This window comes from Streptomyces sp. 8N616 (genome assembly GCF_052246385.1).
Lineage (GTDB): Bacteria > Actinomycetota > Actinomycetes > Streptomycetales > Streptomycetaceae > Streptomyces.
This window is the reverse complement of the sequence record NZ_JBQQBY010000024.1, coordinates 1-18631: the sequence shown is the minus strand read 5'-3', so window position 1 is coordinate 18631 and position 18631 is coordinate 1. Positions and strand designations below refer to the sequence as shown.

Annotated in this window: 15 protein-coding genes; 8 read left to right on the top strand and 7 right to left on the bottom strand. The window is 71.3% G+C overall.

What is annotated here, in order from left to right; translation table 11 throughout:
- Positions 1-70: 70 nt before the first annotated feature.
- Both ACTWQC_RS22055 and ACTWQC_RS22050 read right to left on the bottom strand, forming a co-directional pair.
- Positions 71-1261: a lipid-transfer protein gene (locus ACTWQC_RS22055; protein WP_443317504.1), complete on the bottom strand. Its 1191-nt coding sequence runs from the start codon at positions 1259-1261 to the stop codon at positions 71-73.
- Positions 1258-1743 (bottom strand): Zn-ribbon domain-containing OB-fold protein, encoded by a 486-nt coding sequence (locus ACTWQC_RS22050; protein WP_443317503.1) that lies wholly within the window; start codon positions 1741-1743, stop codon positions 1258-1260. The genes ACTWQC_RS22055 and ACTWQC_RS22050 overlap by 4 nt, the downstream gene beginning before the upstream one ends.
- Positions 1744-1880: 137 nt before the next feature.
- On the opposite strand from ACTWQC_RS22050, the gene ACTWQC_RS22045 reads away from it, so the two are divergent.
- The 4 genes from ACTWQC_RS22045 to ACTWQC_RS22030 all read left to right on the top strand — a co-directional run bounded on the left by ACTWQC_RS22045 (position 1881) and on the right by ACTWQC_RS22030 (position 5960).
- Positions 1881-2954: an ABC transporter ATP-binding protein gene (locus ACTWQC_RS22045; RefSeq protein WP_443317502.1), complete on the top strand. Its 1074-nt coding sequence runs from the start codon at positions 1881-1883 to the stop codon at positions 2952-2954.
- 94 nt (positions 2955-3048) lie between these two features.
- Complete coding sequence (locus ACTWQC_RS22040) at positions 3049-4251, top strand: ABC transporter substrate-binding protein (RefSeq protein WP_443317501.1); 1203 nt, start codon at positions 3049-3051, stop codon at positions 4249-4251.
- A complete protein-coding gene (locus tag ACTWQC_RS22035) occupies positions 4230-5126 on the top strand; it encodes an ABC transporter permease (protein ID WP_443317500.1) in 897 nt (298 codons plus the stop codon). The genes ACTWQC_RS22040 and ACTWQC_RS22035 overlap by 22 nt, the downstream gene beginning before the upstream one ends.
- A 21-nt stretch (positions 5127-5147) precedes the next feature.
- Positions 5148-5960 (top strand): ABC transporter permease, encoded by an 813-nt coding sequence (locus ACTWQC_RS22030; RefSeq protein WP_443317499.1) that lies wholly within the window; start codon positions 5148-5150, stop codon positions 5958-5960.
- A 23-nt stretch (positions 5961-5983) separates the two neighbouring features.
- Here ACTWQC_RS22030 and ACTWQC_RS22025 read toward each other — a convergent pair whose 3' ends face one another.
- Positions 5984-6337 carry an Mpo1-like protein gene (locus ACTWQC_RS22025; RefSeq protein WP_443317498.1) on the bottom strand — a complete coding sequence of 118 codons (354 nt, stop codon included), beginning with the start codon at positions 6335-6337 and terminating at the stop codon, positions 5984-5986.
- A gap of 217 nt (positions 6338-6554) precedes the next feature.
- On the opposite strand from ACTWQC_RS22025, the gene ACTWQC_RS22020 reads away from it, so the two are divergent.
- On the top strand, positions 6555-8285 hold the full coding sequence (locus tag ACTWQC_RS22020; RefSeq protein ID WP_443317497.1) for a glycine/sarcosine N-methyltransferase: 1731 nt from the start codon (positions 6555-6557) through the stop codon (positions 8283-8285).
- Between the two features lie 60 nt (positions 8286-8345).
- Here ACTWQC_RS22020 and ACTWQC_RS22015 read toward each other — a convergent pair whose 3' ends face one another.
- On the bottom strand, positions 8346-9152 hold the full coding sequence (locus ACTWQC_RS22015) for a M15 family metallopeptidase (protein WP_443317496.1): 807 nt from the start codon (positions 9150-9152) through the stop codon (positions 8346-8348).
- Between the two features lie 257 nt (positions 9153-9409).
- On the opposite strand from ACTWQC_RS22015, the gene ACTWQC_RS22010 reads away from it, so the two are divergent.
- Complete coding sequence (locus ACTWQC_RS22010; RefSeq protein WP_443317495.1) at positions 9410-9922, top strand: NUDIX domain-containing protein; 513 nt, start codon at positions 9410-9412, stop codon at positions 9920-9922.
- An 82-nt stretch (positions 9923-10004) separates the two neighbouring features.
- Here ACTWQC_RS22010 and ACTWQC_RS22005 read toward each other — a convergent pair whose 3' ends face one another.
- Positions 10005-12437: a glycoside hydrolase family 31 protein gene (locus ACTWQC_RS22005; RefSeq protein ID WP_443317494.1), complete on the bottom strand. Its 2433-nt coding sequence runs from the start codon at positions 12435-12437 to the stop codon at positions 10005-10007.
- A gap of 249 nt (positions 12438-12686) precedes the next feature.
- Here ACTWQC_RS22005 and ACTWQC_RS22000 point away from each other — a divergent pair, with 249 nt between their 5' ends.
- The gene (locus tag ACTWQC_RS22000; protein ID WP_443317493.1) at positions 12687-14702 is read left to right on the top strand and encodes an acetoacetate--CoA ligase; all 2016 of its coding nucleotides are present in this window, start codon (positions 12687-12689) and stop codon (positions 14700-14702) included.
- A gap of 102 nt (positions 14703-14804) precedes the next feature.
- Complete coding sequence (locus ACTWQC_RS21995; RefSeq protein ID WP_443317492.1) at positions 14805-15770, top strand: hypothetical protein; 966 nt, start codon at positions 14805-14807, stop codon at positions 15768-15770.
- A gap of 80 nt (positions 15771-15850) precedes the next feature.
- Here ACTWQC_RS21995 and ptsP read toward each other — a convergent pair whose 3' ends face one another.
- Both ptsP and ACTWQC_RS21985 read right to left on the bottom strand, forming a co-directional pair.
- On the bottom strand, positions 15851-17521 hold the full coding sequence (gene ptsP, locus ACTWQC_RS21990; protein WP_443317491.1) for a phosphoenolpyruvate--protein phosphotransferase: 1671 nt from the start codon (positions 17519-17521) through the stop codon (positions 15851-15853).
- 77 nt (positions 17522-17598) lie between these two features.
- Positions 17599-18048: a PTS sugar transporter subunit IIA gene (locus ACTWQC_RS21985; RefSeq protein ID WP_443317490.1), complete on the bottom strand. Its 450-nt coding sequence runs from the start codon at positions 18046-18048 to the stop codon at positions 17599-17601.
- Positions 18049-18631: the final 583 nt, after the last annotated feature.

The window sequence follows — 18631 nt, the reverse complement described above, 5'->3', positions numbered from 1 at the left end:
CGGACCGAGCCCCCACCGGCCCCGGACCGCCCTCGGACCGGCCCGGACGATCCTTGAGGAGCGCGGTGCGTCAGCGGACGGCGATCACCGACGAGCCGTGTCCGAACAGCCCCTGGTTCGCGGTGATCCCGGCCCGCGCCCCCGGCACCTGTCGGTCTCCCGCCTGTCCGCGCAACTGCCAGGTCAGCTCACAGACCTGCGCGATGGCCTGGGCGGGCACGGCCTCGCCGAAGGAGGCGAGTCCGCCGCTCGGGTTGACCGGGATGCGGCCGCCGAGCGCCGTGGCCCGCTCGCGCAGCAACGCGGCGCCCTTTCCGGCGGCGCACAGCCCCAGGTCCTCGTACCACTCCAGCTCCAGGGCGGTGGACAGGTCGTACACCTCTGCGAGCGACAGGTCCCCGGGGCCGATGCCCGCCTCCTCGTACGCGGCCTGCGCGATCGAGGCGCGGAAGCTCCCGGGCGCGGGCTCCACGGCGGCCGCCGAGTCGGTGGCGATGTCGGGCAGGTCCGGCACGGTCCTCGGGTAACGCGGCGTCACCGTAGAGACGGCACGTATACGAACCGGGTCCGCGACCCCGTGCCGCCGCGCGAAGCCGATGCTCGAGAGCACCAGCGCGGCCGCCCCGTCGGAGGTCGCGCAGATGTCGAGCAGCCGCAGCGGATCGGCGACGACCGCGGACGCGGCCACCTCCTCGGCGCTGACGGCCTTGCGGTAGCGGGCGTTCGGGTTGAGCGCGCCCGCGGCCGCGTTCTTCACCTTGACCTGGGCGAAGTCCTCGGGTGTGTCGCCGTGCAGCGCCATGCGGCGGCGGGCGTACAGCGCGAAGTAGGCCGGATTCGTGGCTCCGAGGATGCGGAAGCGCAGCCAGTCCGGGTCGTCGGGGCGGCTCCCGCCCGCCGGGGCGAAGAAGCCCTTCGGCGCCGCGTCCGCCCCGACCACCAGGACCACGTCCGCCATGCCCGAAAGGATCTGCGCGCGGGCCGTGTTCACCGCCTGGGCACCGGACGCGCAGGCGGCGTACACACTGGTCACGCGCGCTCCCTGCCAGCCCAGTGCCTGGGCGAACGTCGCCCCCGCGACATAGCCGGGGTAGCCGCCGCGCACGGTGTCCGCGCCGACCACCGACCGCACGTCCGCCCAGCCGATCCCGGCGTCGGCCAGCGCCGCGCGGGCGGCCACGGTGCCGTACTCGACGAAGCCGCGCCCCCACTTGCCCCACGGGTGCATTCCCGCGCCGAGCACCGCCACGTCGCCGGTCATCCGCGCACCTCCGCCACGGGCCGCCAGTTCCAGGTCGTCCAGATGTGCTCGTCGTCCTCGCCCAGCACGCCGGGCACGACCTCGACCTCCATGCCGACCGCCAGATCGGCCACGGTCACCCCGGGCGCGGCCTGCCCGAGCACGATCATGCGCTCGGCCGCCAGCTCCACCGCGACGAGCGTGTACGGCTCCCACGCGCGGCCGGGATCGGAAACGTACGGCGCGGGCGGGCGGTAGCGGCCGTCCGTGTACGACCAGACCCTGCCCCGCCGGGACAGCGGCACCTCGGCCAGCTCGCTGCTCCCGCAGGCGGGGTTGCGGCAGAAGCGGTCCTCGCGGGGGAAGAAGACCGAGGCGCAGGCCGTGCAGCGGGTGCCGAGGAGCCGGAAGCCCCCGGCGCCCCCGACGCCCCTGCCGTCCGCCCCGTCCTCGCGGTCCTCACTGAACCAGCCGGCCACCACGGGCGTACGAGCGCGTGCCACGAGCCCTCCCGGAAAACGATCGCTGCAAGCAGAACTGACGAGCCGTCAGAAGTGTGCCACGCCCGGCCGGGGGAGAGGAATCCCGGATACAGTGCCGGCGCACCACCAGGGCACCGGCGGTCTCGGGAGGCGTGCGCATGGCGACGGCTGAACCAGCGGCACCGGCAGGGGCGCGGACACCGGCCGCTCCGGTGGCGCTGCGACTGGCAGGCGTCCGCAAGCAGTTCGGCGATGTGACCGCCGTGGCCGGTGTCGACCTCGACATCAGGGACGGCGAGTTCTTCTCCCTCCTCGGCCCCTCCGGCTCCGGGAAGACCACCCTCCTGCGGCTCGTCGCCGGGTTCGAGCGCCCCACCGCGGGCCGTATCGAGCTGGCGGGCCGCGACGTCACCGCCCTGCCCCCGCATCGCCGCGACGTGCACACGGTCTTCCAGGACTACGCGCTGTTCCCGCACATGAACGTCGAGCAGAACGTCGCCTACGCCCTCACGGTGCGCGGCGTCCGCAGAGCCGAGCGACTGGCCCGTGCCCGCGAGGCGCTCGAGACCGTACGCCTCGCCGGATACGGACCGCGCCGCCCCGCACAGCTCTCCGGCGGCCAGCGCCAGCGGGTCGCCCTCGCCCGCGCCCTCGTCGACCGCCCCCGCGTGCTGCTCCTCGACGAGCCGCTCGGCGCCCTCGACCTCAAACTGCGGCAGCGGATGCAGACCGAGCTGGGGGAGGTGCAGCGCACCACCGGCGTCACCTTCCTCCTGGTCACCCACGACCAGGAGGAGGCCCTGACGATGAGCGACCGGATCGCGGTCGTCGAGGGCGGCCGGATCGAGCAGGTCGGCACCCCCGCCGAGGTGTACGAGCGGCCCGCCACCGCCTTCGTGGCGGGCTTCGTCGGCGACACCAACCTGCTGCGCGGCCCCGACGCTTTACGCCTCGTCGGCCGCCCCGGCACGTACAGCATCCGCCCCGAGCGGATCCGGCTGGCCGCCCCGGACGGGAAGCCGGGCCCCGGCGAGCACTCCGCGCCCGGGCGGATCGCCGACGTCGTCTACGCGGGGGCGCACACGCGCGTGCGCATCGACCTCGACGGCGGCGGGCGGATCACCGCCGTCCTGCGCAGCGGGGACCGGACTCCGGGCGGCGCCGGATCCGAGGTCCTCGCCCTGTGGCCCGACGAAGCGCCTTATGAAGTACCCGACTTGACGGACTATTGACCGATCGGTGCACTCCTTTTGATGCGCTCTTTCGACGGTGCGTGAAGATCTGGATACTGACTGCTCCTCAGCACCGACCGCCGAGGAGGACCGGATGCGCACGTCGACCGTCCTGCGGGCCGCTGCCGCGGCCTGCGCCCTGCTCCTCACCGCCGCCTGCGGCTCCGACTCCGGCAGCGGATCGTCCGGCAGACCCCAGGGCTTCCAGGCCCCGGACGTCCCGATGCACAAGAAAGTCGGGGCGGGCGAGGGCCAGGTCAACATCATCGCCTGGGCGGGCTACGCCGAGGACGGCTCCAACGACCCCGAGGCCGACTGGGTCCACCCCTTCGAGAAGAAGACCGGTTGTCAGGTCAACACCAAGGTCGCGGGCACCTCGGACGAGATGGTCTCGCTGATGAAGACCGGCCAGTACGACACGGTCTCGGCCTCCGGTGACGCCACCCTGCGCCTCATCGCCTCCGGCGACGCCGCCCCGGTCAACACCTCTCTCGTCCCGAACTACCGGGACATCTTCCGCAGCCTCAAGAACCAGCCGTTCAACTCCGCCGAGGGCCGGATGTACGGCATCCCGCACGGCCGCGGCGCCAACCTCCTCATGTACCGCACCGACAAGGTGAAACCCGCTCCCGACTCCTGGAGCGCGGTCTTCGACGACGCCTCCCGCCACACCGGCCACGTCACCGCGTACGACTCGCCCATCTACATCGCCGACGCCGCCCTCTACCTCATGAAGACCCGGCCGGAGCTGGGCATCAAGGACCCCTACGCGCTCGACGAGAAGCAACTGGGCGCCGCCGTGGACCTGCTGAAGAAGCAGCGTGAGGCGATCGGCGAGTACTGGAGCGACTACCAGAAGGAGGTCAGCGCCTTCAAGAGCGGCGACAGCGTGGTCGGCACCACCTGGCAGGTCATCGCCAACCTCGCCACCGCCGACAAGGCGCCGGTCAAGGCGATCCTCCCCAAGGAGGGGTCGACCGGGTGGTCCGACACCTGGATGGTCGCGGCCCGGGCCAAGCACCCCAACTGCGCCTACAGGTGGCTCGACTGGATCGTCTCGCCCAAGGTCAACGCCCAGGTCGCCGAGTGGTTCGGGGAAGCACCGGCCAACGAGAAGGCGTGCCGGGAGACTTCCGACCCGGCCTTCTGCGACACCTTCCACGCGGGCGACGAGGCGTACTTCAAGCGCGTTCACTTCTGGACCACCCCGGTCAAGCAGTGCCTCGACGGTCGCAAGGACGCGACCTGCACCGACTACGCGCGCTGGACCAGGGCATGGACAGAGATCAAGGGCTGACATCAAGCCTTGCGTCCAGGGCCGGCTCAAAGCGTCCAGGCGGGGCCGCCGGCGGGCGGCTGAGGCTGGCGGCGCTGCTCGCGCCTCCGCTGCTGTGGCTGGCAGCGGCCTACCTCGGCTCGCTCGCGGTCCTGCTCCTCTCGGCGTTCTGGACGACCGACAGCTTCACCTCCGACGTGCTGCGGATCTGGAACACCGACAACGTCCGGCAGATCCTGACCACGCCCGTCTACCGGACCATCGCGCTGCGCACCCTCGGCATCGCGATGACCGTGACCCTCATCGACACGCTGCTCGCGCTGCCCATGGCGTTCTTCATGGCGCGCGTCGCCCCGGCGCGGCTGCGGGGCGTTCTGGTCGTCGCCGTCCTCACCCCGCTGTGGGCGAGCTACCTGGTCAAGGCGTACGCCTGGCGGGTCATACTCAGCGAGGACGGCGTGGTGAACGCCCTGGCCGCACCGCTCGGCCTGCGCGGCCCGGGCTACGGCACCACCGCCGTCGTCCTCGTACTCGCGTACCTCTGGCTCCCGTACATGATCCTGCCCGTGTACGCGGCCCTGGAGCGCCTCCCGGACCACCAGCTCGAAGCCTCGGCCGACCTCGGCGCCGGCGCCTGGCGCACCCTGCGCTCCGTCGTCCTGCCCGCGCTGCGCCCCGCGATCCTCGCGGGCTCGGTCTTCACCTTCTCGCTCAGCCTGGGCGACTACATCGCCGTACAGATCGTCGGCGGCAGGGCCCAGATGCTCGGCAACGCCATCGCCTCGCAGGTCACTCTCGACCTGCCGATGGCGGCGGCGCTGTCCGCGGTGCCCGTCGTGCTGATCCTCTGCTACCTCGCCGCCGTGCGCCGCGCCGGCGCGCTCGACGCGCTGTAACTCACCGGAGGAGTGGGGTCGTTGCAGCTCTCCCGTACCGCCCGCACCGTACTCGGCTGCGTCATGGCGCTCGGCCTCGCGGTCGTCTACGTGCCGCTGCTGCTGGTCCTGCTCAACTCCTTCAACGCCGACCGCTCCTTCGCGTGGCCGCCGTCCGGCCTCACGGGGGAGTGGTGGCGGCGGGCCTGGCACAGCGCGGGAGCCCGGGAGGCGCTGCTGATCTCGGTCGAGGCGGGGCTCGGGGCGACCGCCGTGGCGCTGGTGCTGGGCAGCCTGGCGGCGTTCGCCGTGCACCGGCACCGGTTCTTCGGGCGGCAGGCCGTCTCGTTCCTCGTCGTCCTGCCGATCGCACTGCCCGGCATCGTCACCGGCATCGCGCTCAACGCCGCCTTCCGCACGGTCCTCGAGCCGTTCGGCGTCGGCTTCGGACTCTTCACCGTGGTCGTCGGGCACGCCACCTTCTGCATCGTCGTCGTCTTCAACAACGTCGCCGCCCGGCTGCGCCGCGTCGCCCCCTCGGCCGAGGAGGCGTCAGCGGACCTGGGCGCGCGCCCGCTGCAGACCTTCCGCTACGTGACCTTTCCGGCGGTCCGGTCGGCGCTGCTGGCGGGCGGGCTGCTGGCTTTCGCGCTGTCCTTCGACGAGATCGTGGTGACCACGTTCACGGCAGGACCCGGCACCCAGACCCTGCCGATCTGGATCTACGCCAACCTGGCCCGCCCCCACCAGGCGCCGGTGGTCAACGTCGTGGCGGCGCTGCTCATCGCGCTGTCGGTGCTGCCGGTCTACATCGCCCAGCGGCTGTCCTCGGACGCGGCGGGCGGCCGCCTGTAACGCCCGGAGCCGGGAACCGCGGGTCAGGAGCCGTCGTTCTCGGCAAGCCACTTGGCGGCGATCTCCGCGAGTTCGTGATCGCGGCCCGCGAGCATCATCCGGATCATCTGCGCATCGCCGCGCAGCGACCAGGCGGGATGCCCGAAGGTGGCCGGATTGTTCTTCTCGATGAGGAAGTGCGCGGGCCAGGCGGTGCCGTAGCCGATGACGGGCAGCCCCAGCAGATAGCGCCGACGGCCGCTGAGCAGCCCGTACGTGCTGACGGCGAGTCCGGTCAGCGTGCCGGTCAGGTGAACCCAGCGTGTGGCTGCCTTGGAGTGCATGGCCACGTAGTACGGCCAGAAGTCCTCGTACGTGTCGAACGTCGGCTGCGTCATGTCCGCACCGTAGTGCAGAGGGGGAGACGGGGGGAGCCCCTGCGTCCGGCGGCGGGCGGCTGACGCCGAGCGGCCGGGGCGGCGCGGATGCGCCCGTGGCCGAAAATCGAGATCACAAAGCCACTGGTCAGGACGGCATTCCCCCGGAAACCCGAAGTCGTACAGGGAACTTGGAGGCATACATCTCGCGGGTCTGGATAGCGATGCGCTGGAGATCGTGCGCGGTTCCCGAGGCCTCAAGCCCGTCCTGGACGGCCGCGTCACAGCTCCCACGACTGGAGGTTCGCTCATCACCGCGCAACCGGTTCAGAAATTCGGAGACAATCCCGTAGAGGTCCGAGAAACCGGACATTACACCGAAGAATACGTCCCCAGCTTCGTCGAGAAGTGGGACTCTCTCATAGATTGGGAGAAGAGGGCAGAGAGCGAGGGAAACTTCTTCATCGACCTGCTGCGCAGGCGGGGGGTGAAGAGCGTACTCGACGTCGCGACGGGTACCGGTTTCCACTCGGTTCGGCTGCTGGCGGCCGGCTTCGACGCCGTGAGTGCGGACGGCAGCGCCGACATGCTCGCGATGGCCTTCAAGAACGGTATGCAGCACGGGGACCACGTCCTGCGCGTCGTCCAGGCGGACTGGCGCTGGCTCAACCGGGATGTGCACGGGGAGTACGACGCCATCGTGTGTCTCGGCAACTCTTTCACGCATCTCTTCTCGGAGCGTGACCGGCGCAAGGCACTCGCGGAATTCTACGCGATGCTGAAGCACGACGGGGTTCTCGTCCTGGACCAGCGCAATTACGATGCGATTCTGGATCAGGGGTACACGAGCAAGCACACCTATTACTACTGTGGCGATGACGTCGCAGTGGAGCCGGAGTACGTCGACGAGGGGCTGTGCCGCATGCGGTATCACTTCCCGGACAACTCCGTTTACCACCTCAACATGTTCCCGTTGCGGGCGGACTACACCCGTCGGCTCATGTCCGAGGTGGGATTCCAGCGCATTGAGACCTACGGCGACTTCCAGCACACCTACCGGGGCGAGCAGCCGGACTTCTTCATTCACGTGGCCGAGAAGGAGTACCGGATGGAAGACGATCAGGAGGGTCCGTACGCGGGTGCGGTCGGCACCGCCCGCAGCTACTACAACTCGCCCGACGCCGACACCTTCTACGCCACGGTGTGGGGCGGCGAGGACATCCACATCGGCCTCTACGAGCACCCCGACGAGGCCATCGCGGACGCCAGCCGCCGCACCGTCGAGCGCATGGCCTCGAAGCTGGAGCCGGCCGAGGACTCCGTGGTGCTGGACCTCGGTTCGGGCTTCGGCGGCTCGGCCCGGTACCTGGCCGAGACCTACGGCTGCCGGGTCCTCGCGCTCAACCTCAGCGAGGTGGAGAACGAGCGCCACAAGGAGCTGAACGCGGCCCGCGGCCTGACTCACAGGATCGACGTCGTGGACGGGTCCTTCGAGAACATCCCTTACCCGGACGCGTCCGTCGATGTCGTCTGGTCCCAGGACGCCTTCCTGCACAGCGGGAACCGCGTCCGGGTGCTGGAGGAGGCCGCACGCGTACTACGGCCCGGCGGCCACTTCATCTTCACCGACCCGATGGCGGCGGACCACTGCCCCGACGGCGTACTGCAGCCGATTCTCGACCGCATCCACCTGGACGACATGGGCTCACCCGGCTTCTATGCGCGCGAGCTGGCCCGGCTCGGCTTCACCGAGGCCGGCGGCGGCTTCGAGGAGCACTGCGAGCACCTGACGACCCACTACGGGCGGGTGCTCGAGGAGACGGAGCGCCAGGAGGCCGCAGGGCTGGCGGGGGTGGTGAGCCACGAGTATCTCGCCCAGATGAAAAAGGGCCTCGGGCACTGGGTCAACGGTGGCCGGGAGAAGCACCTCACGTGGGGGATCTTCCACTACAGGCTGGGCGGCCACTAGCTGGGCTCTTCGGGCGCACGCCCTCGCTCGCCGCGGGAGCGAGGGCGGCTTCCTTGCGGCTCACCGATGGGTGAGCGACCTCCTCGAAACGGGGAAGTCGAAGTAGGTGTCCGGGAAGAGCTCCGGCTTGTGCGTGAAGTGCCACCACTCCTCGGGGAGGTTGACGAATCCGAGGTCCTCCAGCGTGTTCTTCAGCAGGAGCCGGTTCGCGCGCTGCTCGCCCTGGATGCGCGGGTCCAGGGTGTGCGAGAGGGTGTCGAAGCAGTCGAAGCCGGTGCCCATGTCGACCGAGTTGTCGGGGAAGCGCTCTTCGCGCGGTGCGTAGCAGGGCACCAGCGGTTCGCCGGGTACGTACGGGCGGGTGGGCCGGGCCGGGAGCTTGACGATCGTCAGGTCCACCGTACTGCCCCGGCTGTGGCCGGACTTCTCCGCGATGTAGCCGTCCGCGAACAGCCTCGACTTGTCGACTTGCGGATAGAACTCGCCCTTCATGGACTGGTCGTCGAGGTCCTTCGCCCACGCGACGAAGTGGTCCACGGCCCGCTGCGGCCGGTAACAGTCGTACACCTTGAGCGAATAGCCCTTTCTCAAGAGCTTTACCTGCGCCTTGTGCAAAGCCTTGGCCGCCGGCCCGGTGAGAAGGCACAGCGGCTGGCGGTATCCGTCGATCCGCTCGCCCACGAAGTTGTGGGGTGTGATGTAGCGGATCTCGTGCAGGATCGTGGGATCGACGTCCCGCAGGACGACGAACTCCTTCGGGGCCTTCGGCTCGGGCTTCGCCTCCGCCACCGGGGGAGCGGCGGTGACAGCGGCCAGGACGGCGGCGGACAGGGCAACGGCGCGGAGTGCGGCGGCGATTCGTGGCATGCTCAAGAGATTTATCAGGCCGCGGGCTCTTGTCAGCCCTCATCAGCTACCACTTCGGCCCCAAGCAGGGCCTGTTCGGGGAGTCGATGTCGCCCGGCAGCGTCAAACTGATCTGACGCGAGGGCATCGGAAAGAAGGAGTAGCCGCGCCGGACGGGCAGGGCGGGACGGGCAGGGCGGGACGGGCAGGGCCGGACGACCGGCGGCGCACTCGTACGCAGGCGGCAGCAGCCGCAGGGAATTGGATACAGTCCGCGCGTGCCCGATGCCGAACCCGCCTCCCACTGCTCCTTCTGTGGCGCCGCCTACCCGCCCGGCGCCGCCTGGCCCCGCCGGTGCGCCGAGTGCGGCAATACGGTCTACCGCAACCCTCTGCCCGTCGCCGTAGCTCTGCAGCCCGTCGGCGGAGGCGCCCCGGGCCTCGTCGTCGTTCGCCGCACCATCGAGCCGCAGCGCGGACGGCTGGCTCTGCCAGGCGGCTTCATCGACCACGGCGAGGACTGGCGCGGCGCCGTCGTACGGGAACTGCGCGAGGAGACCGGCATCGAGGCCGCCCCGGTCGCAGTCCGCCTCGCCGACGTCCTCAGCTCGCCTGCGGGCCATCTGCTGGTCTTCGGCCTCCTGCCCCGGCGCACCGTCGACGACCTCCCGTCGTCCGCGCCCACGGACGAGACGGAGGGCTGGGAGGTTCTCGACGCGCCCGCCGAGCTCGCCTTTCCGCTGCACACCGCGGCAGCCCGCGCCTGGTTCGAAGGCCGCTACCAGAGCTGAGGGACGACAACGGGACTGCATCATGGGCACGGTCGCCCCGCAGTCGGTCAACCCGCGGCCCGCGACTCCCGACCGCGACGGATCAGCCCACCACTCCCCGTACCCGTACGGCATACGCGAGCTCTCGGCCGGCAGCGTCGCCCTCCCGCTCGACGACCACCCGCCCGTCCACCACGCGTGAGGTGAACCGCTCCAGCCGCGGCCGCTCCCAGCCGTCCCCCGCATCGGCCACCACAAGACCGCTGCCCCTGCGCCCCGCCGCCGGTGCCCACACCTCCAGCTCCACGCCCCCGCGGTCGGCTGTGCCCTCGCGGTCGGCTGTGCCCTCGCCGTCCGCCGTGTTCCTGCCGTCTGCCCCGCCGTCGCCCATGACAGGCAGCACGGAACCTGCCCGCACCAGCACCGGAATCCGCGACAGCGGCGCGTCCACCAGCACCTGCCCCGGCCCCTCGTACGCCGCCCCGGTCGCCGTGTCGTACCACCGCCCCCGCGGCAGCCGCACCGCCCGGCGAGTGGCTCCGTGTTCCATGACCGGCGCGACCAGCAGTGCATCTCCCAGCAGGAACGCGTCCTCGCAGTCGCGCAGCAACCGGTCCTCCGGAGCGCTCCACCACACCGGGCGCACATAGGGCGCCCCCGTCCGCTGGGCCACATGCGACAGCGTGACGAAGTACGGCAGGAGCCGCTCCCGCTCGCGCAGCGCCACGCGCGCGTGCTCCAGCACCTCGGGTCCGAACTCCCACGGCTCACGACGCCCCGCGAAGACCGCCGAGTGGGTGCGGAACAGCGGCAGCCACGCCGCCAGCTGGAACCAGCGCAGATACAGCTCCGGCGACGGCGAGCCGGTGAAACCCCCGACATCCGGCCCCGAGTACGGCACCCCGCTCAGCCCGAGGCCCATCACGAGCGCCAGCGAGGCCCGCATCCCCGGCCACCCGGTGGCCACATCACCGGACCACGAGCCGCCGTATCTCTGCATTCCCGCCCAGCCCGACCGGGAGAAGAGGAACGGCCGCTCCTCGGGCCGCAGTTCGCGCAGCCCTTCGTACCCGGCCCTGGCCATCCCCAGCCCGTAGACGTTGTGCGCCTCCCGGTGGTCGCCGCCCCGGCCCTCGAGGTCGTGCCTGGCCGAGCGCGGCAGCGTCGGATCGCCGAAGGCCGTGAAGGACACCGGCTCGTTCATGTCGTGCCACATCCCGGAGAAGCCCTGCGCCAGCCGCTCCGCGTACAGGCCGCCCCACCACTTGCGGACCTGCGGATCCGTGAAGTCCGGGTACACGGACTCGCCGGGCCACACCACACCGCGCACCTCGCGCCCGCGCGCGTCCCGCACGAAGGCGCCGGAGGCCGCCCCGCCGTCGTATACCGCGTTGCCGGGCTCCGCCTTCACCGCCGGGTCGATGATCGACACCAGCCGGACCCCGTCCTCCCGCAGCTCCCCTGCCAGCGCGGGCAGATCGGGAAAGCGCTCGGTGTCCACCGTGAAGACCCGGTGCCCGCGCATGTGGTCGATGTCCAGGTGCAGCGCGGACAGCGGCAGTCCGCGCTCCCGGTAGCCGGCCGCCACCCGCCGCACCTCGTCCGAACTGCCGAAGCCCCAGCGCGCGTGGTGGTAACCGAGCGCCCAGCGCGGCGGGAGCGCCGGCGCGCCCGTCAGGGACGTCCAGCCCCGCAGCACGCGCGCGGGGCCGCCGACCACCGTCCAGGAGCGCAGCGGCCCGCCGTCCATCCGCAGCTCGCAGGCGCCGGGCCGGTCGTGCCCCGAGCCCGCGCCCTCCTCACCCTCGCGCAGCTGCACCCGGCCGTCCCACGAGTTGTCGTGGAAGACCAGGTGGGTGCCCCCGTCCGCGACGACCAGCAGCACCGGCATGCAGATGTAGAGCGGGTCGTCGCCGGGCCCGAACCCGCCTCCGCCCGGGTCGGTGTTCCACAGCCGGTACGAGCCGTCCCGCAGCCGCGGCCCCGCGGCCCGCCCGCCCAGGCCGAAGAACCGCGCGTCCGCCGCCACCTCCGAGCGCTGTACCCAGCGCGACCCGCAGCCCCCCGCTTCGTCCACCGGATCCCACCAGCGCGGCGGCAGATCACGCCGCAGCACCACGCCGCCCGGCGTACGGATCTCCACCGCCCCGTGCCGGGACACCGCCACCGTCACCCGCTCCGAGACCACGCGCCAGCCGCCGTCCTTGTCCGGCTCGAGCATGGCCCGCGTGTCCGCGCCGGGACAGCCGCGCGCCAGGGCGTACGACGGCTCGGGTTCCGCCCCGTCCCAGCCGCAGAAGACCGCGCCGCCTGCGGCCACTCTCACCCGCAGGGAGGAGCGCGCGAACCGGACCACTCCGCCCCCCGGCTGCGGGTCCGCGCCCTGGGCGAGACCCGGCACACGCGCGCGTTCCGGTCCGCGTCTCGGCAAGCCGGCCGCGTCGGCGCGCTGTCTCCGCCACGCCGCCCGCACCGAACGCAGTCCCTGCGCAGTACCGACCACCTTCACCGACCGCACCAGCTCACGCGCATCCATGCTGCTCAGCCTGCCATCGGAGAAGGAGCGTACGAGGCGCGTTCAACTGCCGTTCACCCGTGGTGCGGCCACACATCATGGCCCTCCGATGTGGGGTGGTGACCCTGGTGCCTGAGTCGATCACATGGCATCGTCCTGATCAGCCGCACACGTGCAGACCCCGCACGCGCGCGCGGCGCCGCACACCACGCGGCGCACCACCAGCACACCACGCGACGAAGACGACGCGACAGCCCGGGAGCCCGCGCCATGACCGAAGCGAACACCGCACCGACGCCCGCCGGACCGCAGCCGCTGTGGCGGCCCGGAGCCGATCGCATCGCGGGCGCGCAGGTCACCCGCTTCCAGGAGTGGGCCGCCGACCGGTACGGCGCACCGCGGGCGGTGCCCGGCGACCCGGCCGCGAGCTACGCAGTGCTGCACCGCTGGTCGGTCGACGAGCTCGAGCGCTTCTGGCAGGCCGCGGCGGACTTCTTCGACGTGCGCTTCTCCACACCGTACGAGACCGTGCTCGCCGACCCCGCCATGCCCGGCGCCCGCTGGTTCCCCGGCGCGACCCTCAACTACGCCGAGCACGCCCTGCGCGCCGCCGAGGACCGCGCGCGTGCCGGCGCCCCGGCCCTCCTCCACGTCGACGAGACCCACGAGCCGCGCCCCGTCACCTGGGCCGAGCTGCGCCGCCAGGTCGGCTCGCTCGCCGCCGAACTGCGCCGCCTCGGCGTACGGCCCGGCGACCGCGTCAGCGGCTATCTGCCCAACGTGCCCCAGGCCGTCATCGCCCTCCTCGCGACCGCCTCCGTCGGCGCCGTCTGGACCTCCTGCGCCCCCGACTTCGGCGCCCGCAGCGTCCTGGACCGCTTCCAGCAGGTCGAACCCGTCATCCTCTTCGCGGTCGACGGCTACCGCTACGGCGGCAAGGAGCACGACCGCGCGGACGTCGTCGCCGAGCTGCGCCGCGAACTGCCCACCCTGCGCGCCGTGGTGCATATCCCGCTGCTGGGCGCCGATGCGCCCGAGGGCGCCCTCGACTGGTCCGAGCTGGTCTCCACAGACGCGGAGCCCGTCTTCGAGCAGGTCCCCGTCGACCACCCGCTGTGGGTCCTCTACTCCTCCGGGACCACGGGGCTGCCCAAGGCCATCGTCCAGTCCCAGGGCGGCATCCTCCTCGAACACCTCAAGCAGCTGGCGCTCCACACCGACCTGGGCTCCGCCGACCGGTTCTTCTGGTACACCTCCACCGGCTGGATGATGTGGAACTTCCTCGTCTCCGGCCTGCTCGTCGGCGCGACCGTCGTCCTCTACGACGGCAGCCCCGGCTACCCGGACACCGCCGCCCAGTGGCGCGTCGCCGAGCGCACCGGCACGACCTTCTTCGGCACATCGGCCGCGTACGTCATGGCCTGCCGCAAGGCGGACGTGCACCCGGGCCGGGATCTCGACCTCTCCCGCGTGAAGTGTGTCGCCACCACCGGGTCGCCCCTGCCGCCCGACGGTTTCCGCTGGATCCACGACGAGGTCGCCGAGGACATGTGGATCGCCTCCGTCAGCGGCGGCACGGACGTCTGCAGCTGCTTCGCCGGAGCGGTCCCCACCCTTCCCGTCTACATCGGCGAACTCCAGGCCCCCTGCCTCGGTACGGACCTCCAGGCCTGGGACCCGCACGGCAAGCCGGTCACCGACGAGGTCGGCGAGCTGATCGTCACCAACCCCATGCCGTCCATGCCGATCCGCTTCTGGAACGACCCGGACGGCAGCCGCTACCGGGAGAGCTACTTCGAGATGTTCCCCGGCGCGTGGCGGCACGGTGACTGGATCACTGTCACCTCGCGCGGCACCGTCGTCATCCACGGCCGCTCCGACTCCACCCTCAACCGGCAGGGCGTCCGCATGGGCTCCGCCGACATCTACGAGGCCGTCGAACGCCTCCCCGAGATCCGCGAGTCCCTCGTCATCGGCCTCGAACAGCCCGACGGCGGCTACTGGATGCCGCTCTTCGTCCACCTCGCAGAAGGCGCCGAACTCGACGACGCACTCCGCGACCGCATCAAGCGGACCATCCGCGAACAGCTCTCGCCGCGCCACGTCCCCGACGACATCATCGAGGCTCCCGGCGTCCCGCACACCCTCACCGGCAAGCGCATCGAGGTCCCCGTCAAACGGCTGCTCCAGGGCACCCCGCTCGACAAGGCCGTCAACCCCGGCTCCGTCGACGACATCGAACTTCTCCGCTTCTACGAGCGCGTCGCCCGCGACCGCACGGCGTAGCCGTCACGCCCCAGCCCTCATCGCCGCAACCGTCACCCTGCGTTGTCAGACTCCTCGATTACGGTGAGTGAGCAAGTGAAGCTCATGCACTGAGGGGGAGTCATGACAGGCACCAGGAAAGGCACGCACAGCGGGAGCGGTGGGGGCAAGCGGCTGCCCGGCGCGCGACGCGCCCTGCGCCGCGAAGTACCCAGCACAGTGGCCTTATTGACGGACGAGGCGGACTTCGCGGCCATGCGGCGCTACGCGACATTCGGTTTCGACGACCACGCCGCCTATCTACGGGAGATGGAGGGGCTGCTGCGCGCACTGTCGTCACAGGGCGTGCACACCACGGTCGCCCTCTTCGAGCCCCGCGAGTACGCGGAGTTCTGCGAGGAGACCCGGCTCGACCCGGACCTGCCGGACAGCCGCACTCGCTACACGGCGGATGTGGCCGGCCTCGGCGCCACCGTGCCGTACGCGGGGCAGCCGATGGAACTGCTGGTGCCCGAGCTGATCGGCGAGGCGGAGCGGCACGCCGCGCTCGAGCGCGCCACCGCCCTGCTCGCCGCGGCGGGGGACTGCGCAGACTGCGGGCAGGACCTGGGCAGGGCCGCGTACGCCAGGGCCTCGCAGGCCCTGATGCGGCTCGTCGACGCGGTGGGCACCGGTGCGCACCACGTGGTGGGCAGCGTGCCGGTTGACGGTGCACCGCTCATCGCGGTCCTTCATGCCGCGTGCGGGGACGACGGTCTTGTCCAACTCCGGGAGTCGGAGGCCCTGGTGTTCTGCACGGTCCTGGCCGCGGGCATCGTCACCGGCAGCCGCGGCGGCGTCGTTATCCGCAGCAGCACCCGTGGCGGAGGACCGCACGAAGCCGGACCGCGGGTGGCCGGACCGCAGGAAGCCGGCCCCGACGTCGTACGGGGCTGGTCGTTGAGCGACAGCTGGCTGCAGCCGCTGACCGAGGCGGAAGTGTTCGCGGCCTACTGCACCGACGCCGACACAGGAGAGCCCGTACCACCCGAGCCGGGCGTCGACTACCGGCCGGGCATCGAGCTGCCGCCACCGGAAGGAGATTGCTGAGAACCGTGCCGGCCGCTGAAACGGCGGTGGCCGCCCCGCTCGGAGCGGGGCGGCCACCAGCAGTGCACCGGAACCGGGGGTTACTCGCCCGAGAGCACCGCCTGCGCGGCGCGGCGCGCCTCGCCGGCGGTGTCCGCGGCACGCGCCGCCGAGGCCGCACGCTCGCACTGGGCGAGGGTGTGCTTGGCCAGCGTGGCGCGCACATACGGGATGGACGCGGCGCCCATGGACAGGCTTGTCACGCCGAGGCCGGTGAGCACACACGCCAGCAGCGGGTCGGACGCCGCCTCACCGCACACGCCGCAGCTCTTGCCCTCGGCCTTGGCCGACTCGGCCGAGAGCGCCACGAGGTCCAGCAGCGCGGGATGCCACGGATCCTGCAGCCGCGACACGGCACCGACCTGGCGGTCTGCGGCGAAGGTGTACTGCGCGAGGTCATTCGTGCCCAGGGACAGGAACTCGACCTCCTGCAGGATCGAGCGGGCGCGCAGCGCGGCCGACGGAATCTCCACCATCGCGCCGAACTTCGCCTGCAGACCGGCCTCGCGGCACGCGTCGGCGAACGCCTTGGCGTCGGTACGGTCCGCCACCATAGGGGCCATGACCTCGAGGTAGACGGGCAGGCCCTCGGCGGCTTTGGCGAGCGCGGTGAGCTGGGTGCGCAGGACCTCCGGGTGGTCCAGCAGCGTGCGCAGACCGCGCACGCCCAGCGCCGGGTTGGGCTCATCCGCCGGAGTGAGGAAGTCCAGCGGCTTGTCGGCACCCGCGTCCAGCACCCGTACGACCACACGGCCCTCGGGGAACGCCTCCAGCACCTGCCGGTACGCCTGGACCTGCTTCTCCTCCGACGGCGCGTTCTTGCTGTCGTCCAGGAACAGGAACTCCGTGCGGAACAGGCCGACGCCCTCGGCACCGGCGTCGACAGCCGCCGGCACATCCGCTGGCCCGCCGACGTTGGCCAGCAGCGGCACCTTGTGCCCGTCGGACGTCGCACCCGGACCGGTCGACGCGGCCAGTGCCGCCTTGCGCTCGGCCGCCGCGGCCTCCAGGGCGGCGCGCTTCTCCGCGCTCGGCTCCACGAAGATCTCACCCGTGCTGCCGTCCACGGCGATCACCGTGCCCTCGCCCAGCTCGCCCGCGCCCGGCAGCGCGACCACCGCCGGCACGCCCAGCGCCCGCGCGAGGATGGCGCTGTGGCTCGTCGGCCCGCCCTCCTCGGTCACGAAGCCGAGCACCAGGGTCGGGTCGAGCAGCGCGGTGTCGGCAGGCGCCAGGTCGCGGGCGATCAGCACGTACGGCTCGTCGCTGTCCGGCACCCCCGGCATCGGCACGCCCAGCAGCCGCGCCACGATCCGGTTGCGTACATCGTCCAGGTCCGCGACCCGGCCCGCCAGATACTCCCCGGCACCGGCGAGCAGCGCCCGGTACGCGGCGAAGGCGTCGTACACGGCCCGCTCTGCCGTGCTGCCCACGGCGATGCGCCGCTCGACGTCCGCCATCAGCTCCGGGTCCTGGGCCATCATGGCCTGCGCCTCGAGGACGGCCTGCGCCTCGCCGCCCGCCAGATTGCCGCGCGCGATCAGATCGGCAGCGACGGCTTCGACGGCCTGGCGTGCGCGACCCTGTTCGCGCGGCGCCTCGTCCGTCGGAATCTGCTTTGCCGGCGGCTCGAGCACCGCCGTGCCCATGTGCCGCACCTCGCCGATCGCCACGCCGTGGCTCACGCCGACGCCCTGCAGCGTTGTCTCCATGTCACCGTCTCCGGTCGATGCGGCGGATCGTTTCCGCCGTGGTGGATGTCGTACTCGCCGTCAAAGCGGCGCGGAGTTCACTGCCAGGCGAAGAGGGTGTCGCCGGGCTTCAGGTCGGCGTCCTCGGCGACCTCGGAGAGAGACTCGGCCGTGGCCTCCAGCGCGACGACCGGGCACACGGCGGACTTCCCGGCCGCCTCCACCGCGGCCGGGTCCCACCGCACGATGGCGTCCCCGCGCTGCACGGTGTCGCCCTTGCTGACGAGCAACTCAAAGCCCTCGCCGTTCAGTTGCACGGTGTCGATGCCCAGGTGGGTCAGCACACCGTGCCCCTCCCCGTCCACGACGACGAAGGCATGCGGGTGCAGGGACACGACGATGCCGTCAACAGGCGCGACGGCCTCATGAGGCTCACGCACGGGGTCAATCGCGGTGCCGGGCCCCACCATTGCTCCCGAGAAGACGGGATCGGGCACTGCCGCGAGTCCGATGGCACGCCCGGCGAGCGGGGACGTCACGGTGGTCATGGGCGGCCTCCCAGAGGTGGAGATGCATCATGCGCCGTCACTCCCTGTCCAGGACGGCGTGCTGATCAGAAGCGTAAGACATAGGAAGGAAGGGCTCTGCCCCGCGGAGCGCCGGTTATCGGTTTGCCTCGCGCGCGGCGCAGCATGTACTGTCGTACCCCTGCCCGCAGCCGAGGCAGCGCGGTTTGACCGCGACCGAGGCGCGGACGGCAGCACCTATCACATTCTTGTTCCTGATCCAATCCCGGATCCGATTCTGCATGCCCGCAGATGAATGGTCGGGAGGCCGGGAAATGCCTGATAGTGTTGGAAACACCGAAGGAAGCGCCCGGAGAAGCCGGTACTGAGGTTAATCGAAGTACCGTGGTTTCGAAGGAAGCGTCCGTTCCTTGAGAACTCAACAGCGTGCCAAAAGTCAACGCCAGATATGTTGATACCCCGTCTCCGGGCCGTGACGGTCTGGGGCGAGGTTCCTTTGAAGAAATACACAGCGAGGACGCTGTGAACCACTGGGTTATTCCTCTGGTGGTTCCGCTCTCGTGGTGTTGGCCCCGATATCGGGGAAGCATTCACGGAGAGTTTG

What these genes read in the sequence shown, in the direction of transcription:
- ACTWQC_RS22055 (WP_443317504.1), bottom strand. Translation starts at nt 1,261, where the DNA reads ATGACCGGCGACGTGGCGGTGCTCGGCGCGGGAATGCACCCGTGGGGC.
- ACTWQC_RS22040 (WP_443317501.1), top strand. Translation starts at nt 3,049, where the DNA reads ATGCGCACGTCGACCGTCCTGCGGGCCGCTGCCGCGGCCTGCGCCCTG.
- ACTWQC_RS22045 (WP_443317502.1), top strand. Translation starts at nt 1,881, where the DNA reads ATGGCGACGGCTGAACCAGCGGCACCGGCAGGGGCGCGGACACCGGCC.
- ACTWQC_RS21985 (WP_443317490.1), bottom strand. Translation starts at nt 18,048, where the DNA reads ATGACCACCGTGACGTCCCCGCTCGCCGGGCGTGCCATCGGACTCGCG.
- ACTWQC_RS22000 (WP_443317493.1), top strand. Translation starts at nt 12,687, where the DNA reads ATGACCGAAGCGAACACCGCACCGACGCCCGCCGGACCGCAGCCGCTG.
- ACTWQC_RS22035 (WP_443317500.1), top strand. Translation starts at nt 4,230, where the DNA reads ATGGACAGAGATCAAGGGCTGACATCAAGCCTTGCGTCCAGGGCCGGC.
- ptsP (WP_443317491.1), bottom strand. Translation starts at nt 17,521, where the DNA reads ATGGAGACAACGCTGCAGGGCGTCGGCGTGAGCCACGGCGTGGCGATC.
- ACTWQC_RS22025 (WP_443317498.1), bottom strand. Translation starts at nt 6,337, where the DNA reads ATGACGCAGCCGACGTTCGACACGTACGAGGACTTCTGGCCGTACTAC.
- ACTWQC_RS22005 (WP_443317494.1), bottom strand. Translation starts at nt 12,437, where the DNA reads ATGGATGCGCGTGAGCTGGTGCGGTCGGTGAAGGTGGTCGGTACTGCG.
- ACTWQC_RS21995 (WP_443317492.1), top strand. Translation starts at nt 14,805, where the DNA reads ATGACAGGCACCAGGAAAGGCACGCACAGCGGGAGCGGTGGGGGCAAG.
- ACTWQC_RS22015 (WP_443317496.1), bottom strand. Translation starts at nt 9,152, where the DNA reads ATGCCACGAATCGCCGCCGCACTCCGCGCCGTTGCCCTGTCCGCCGCC.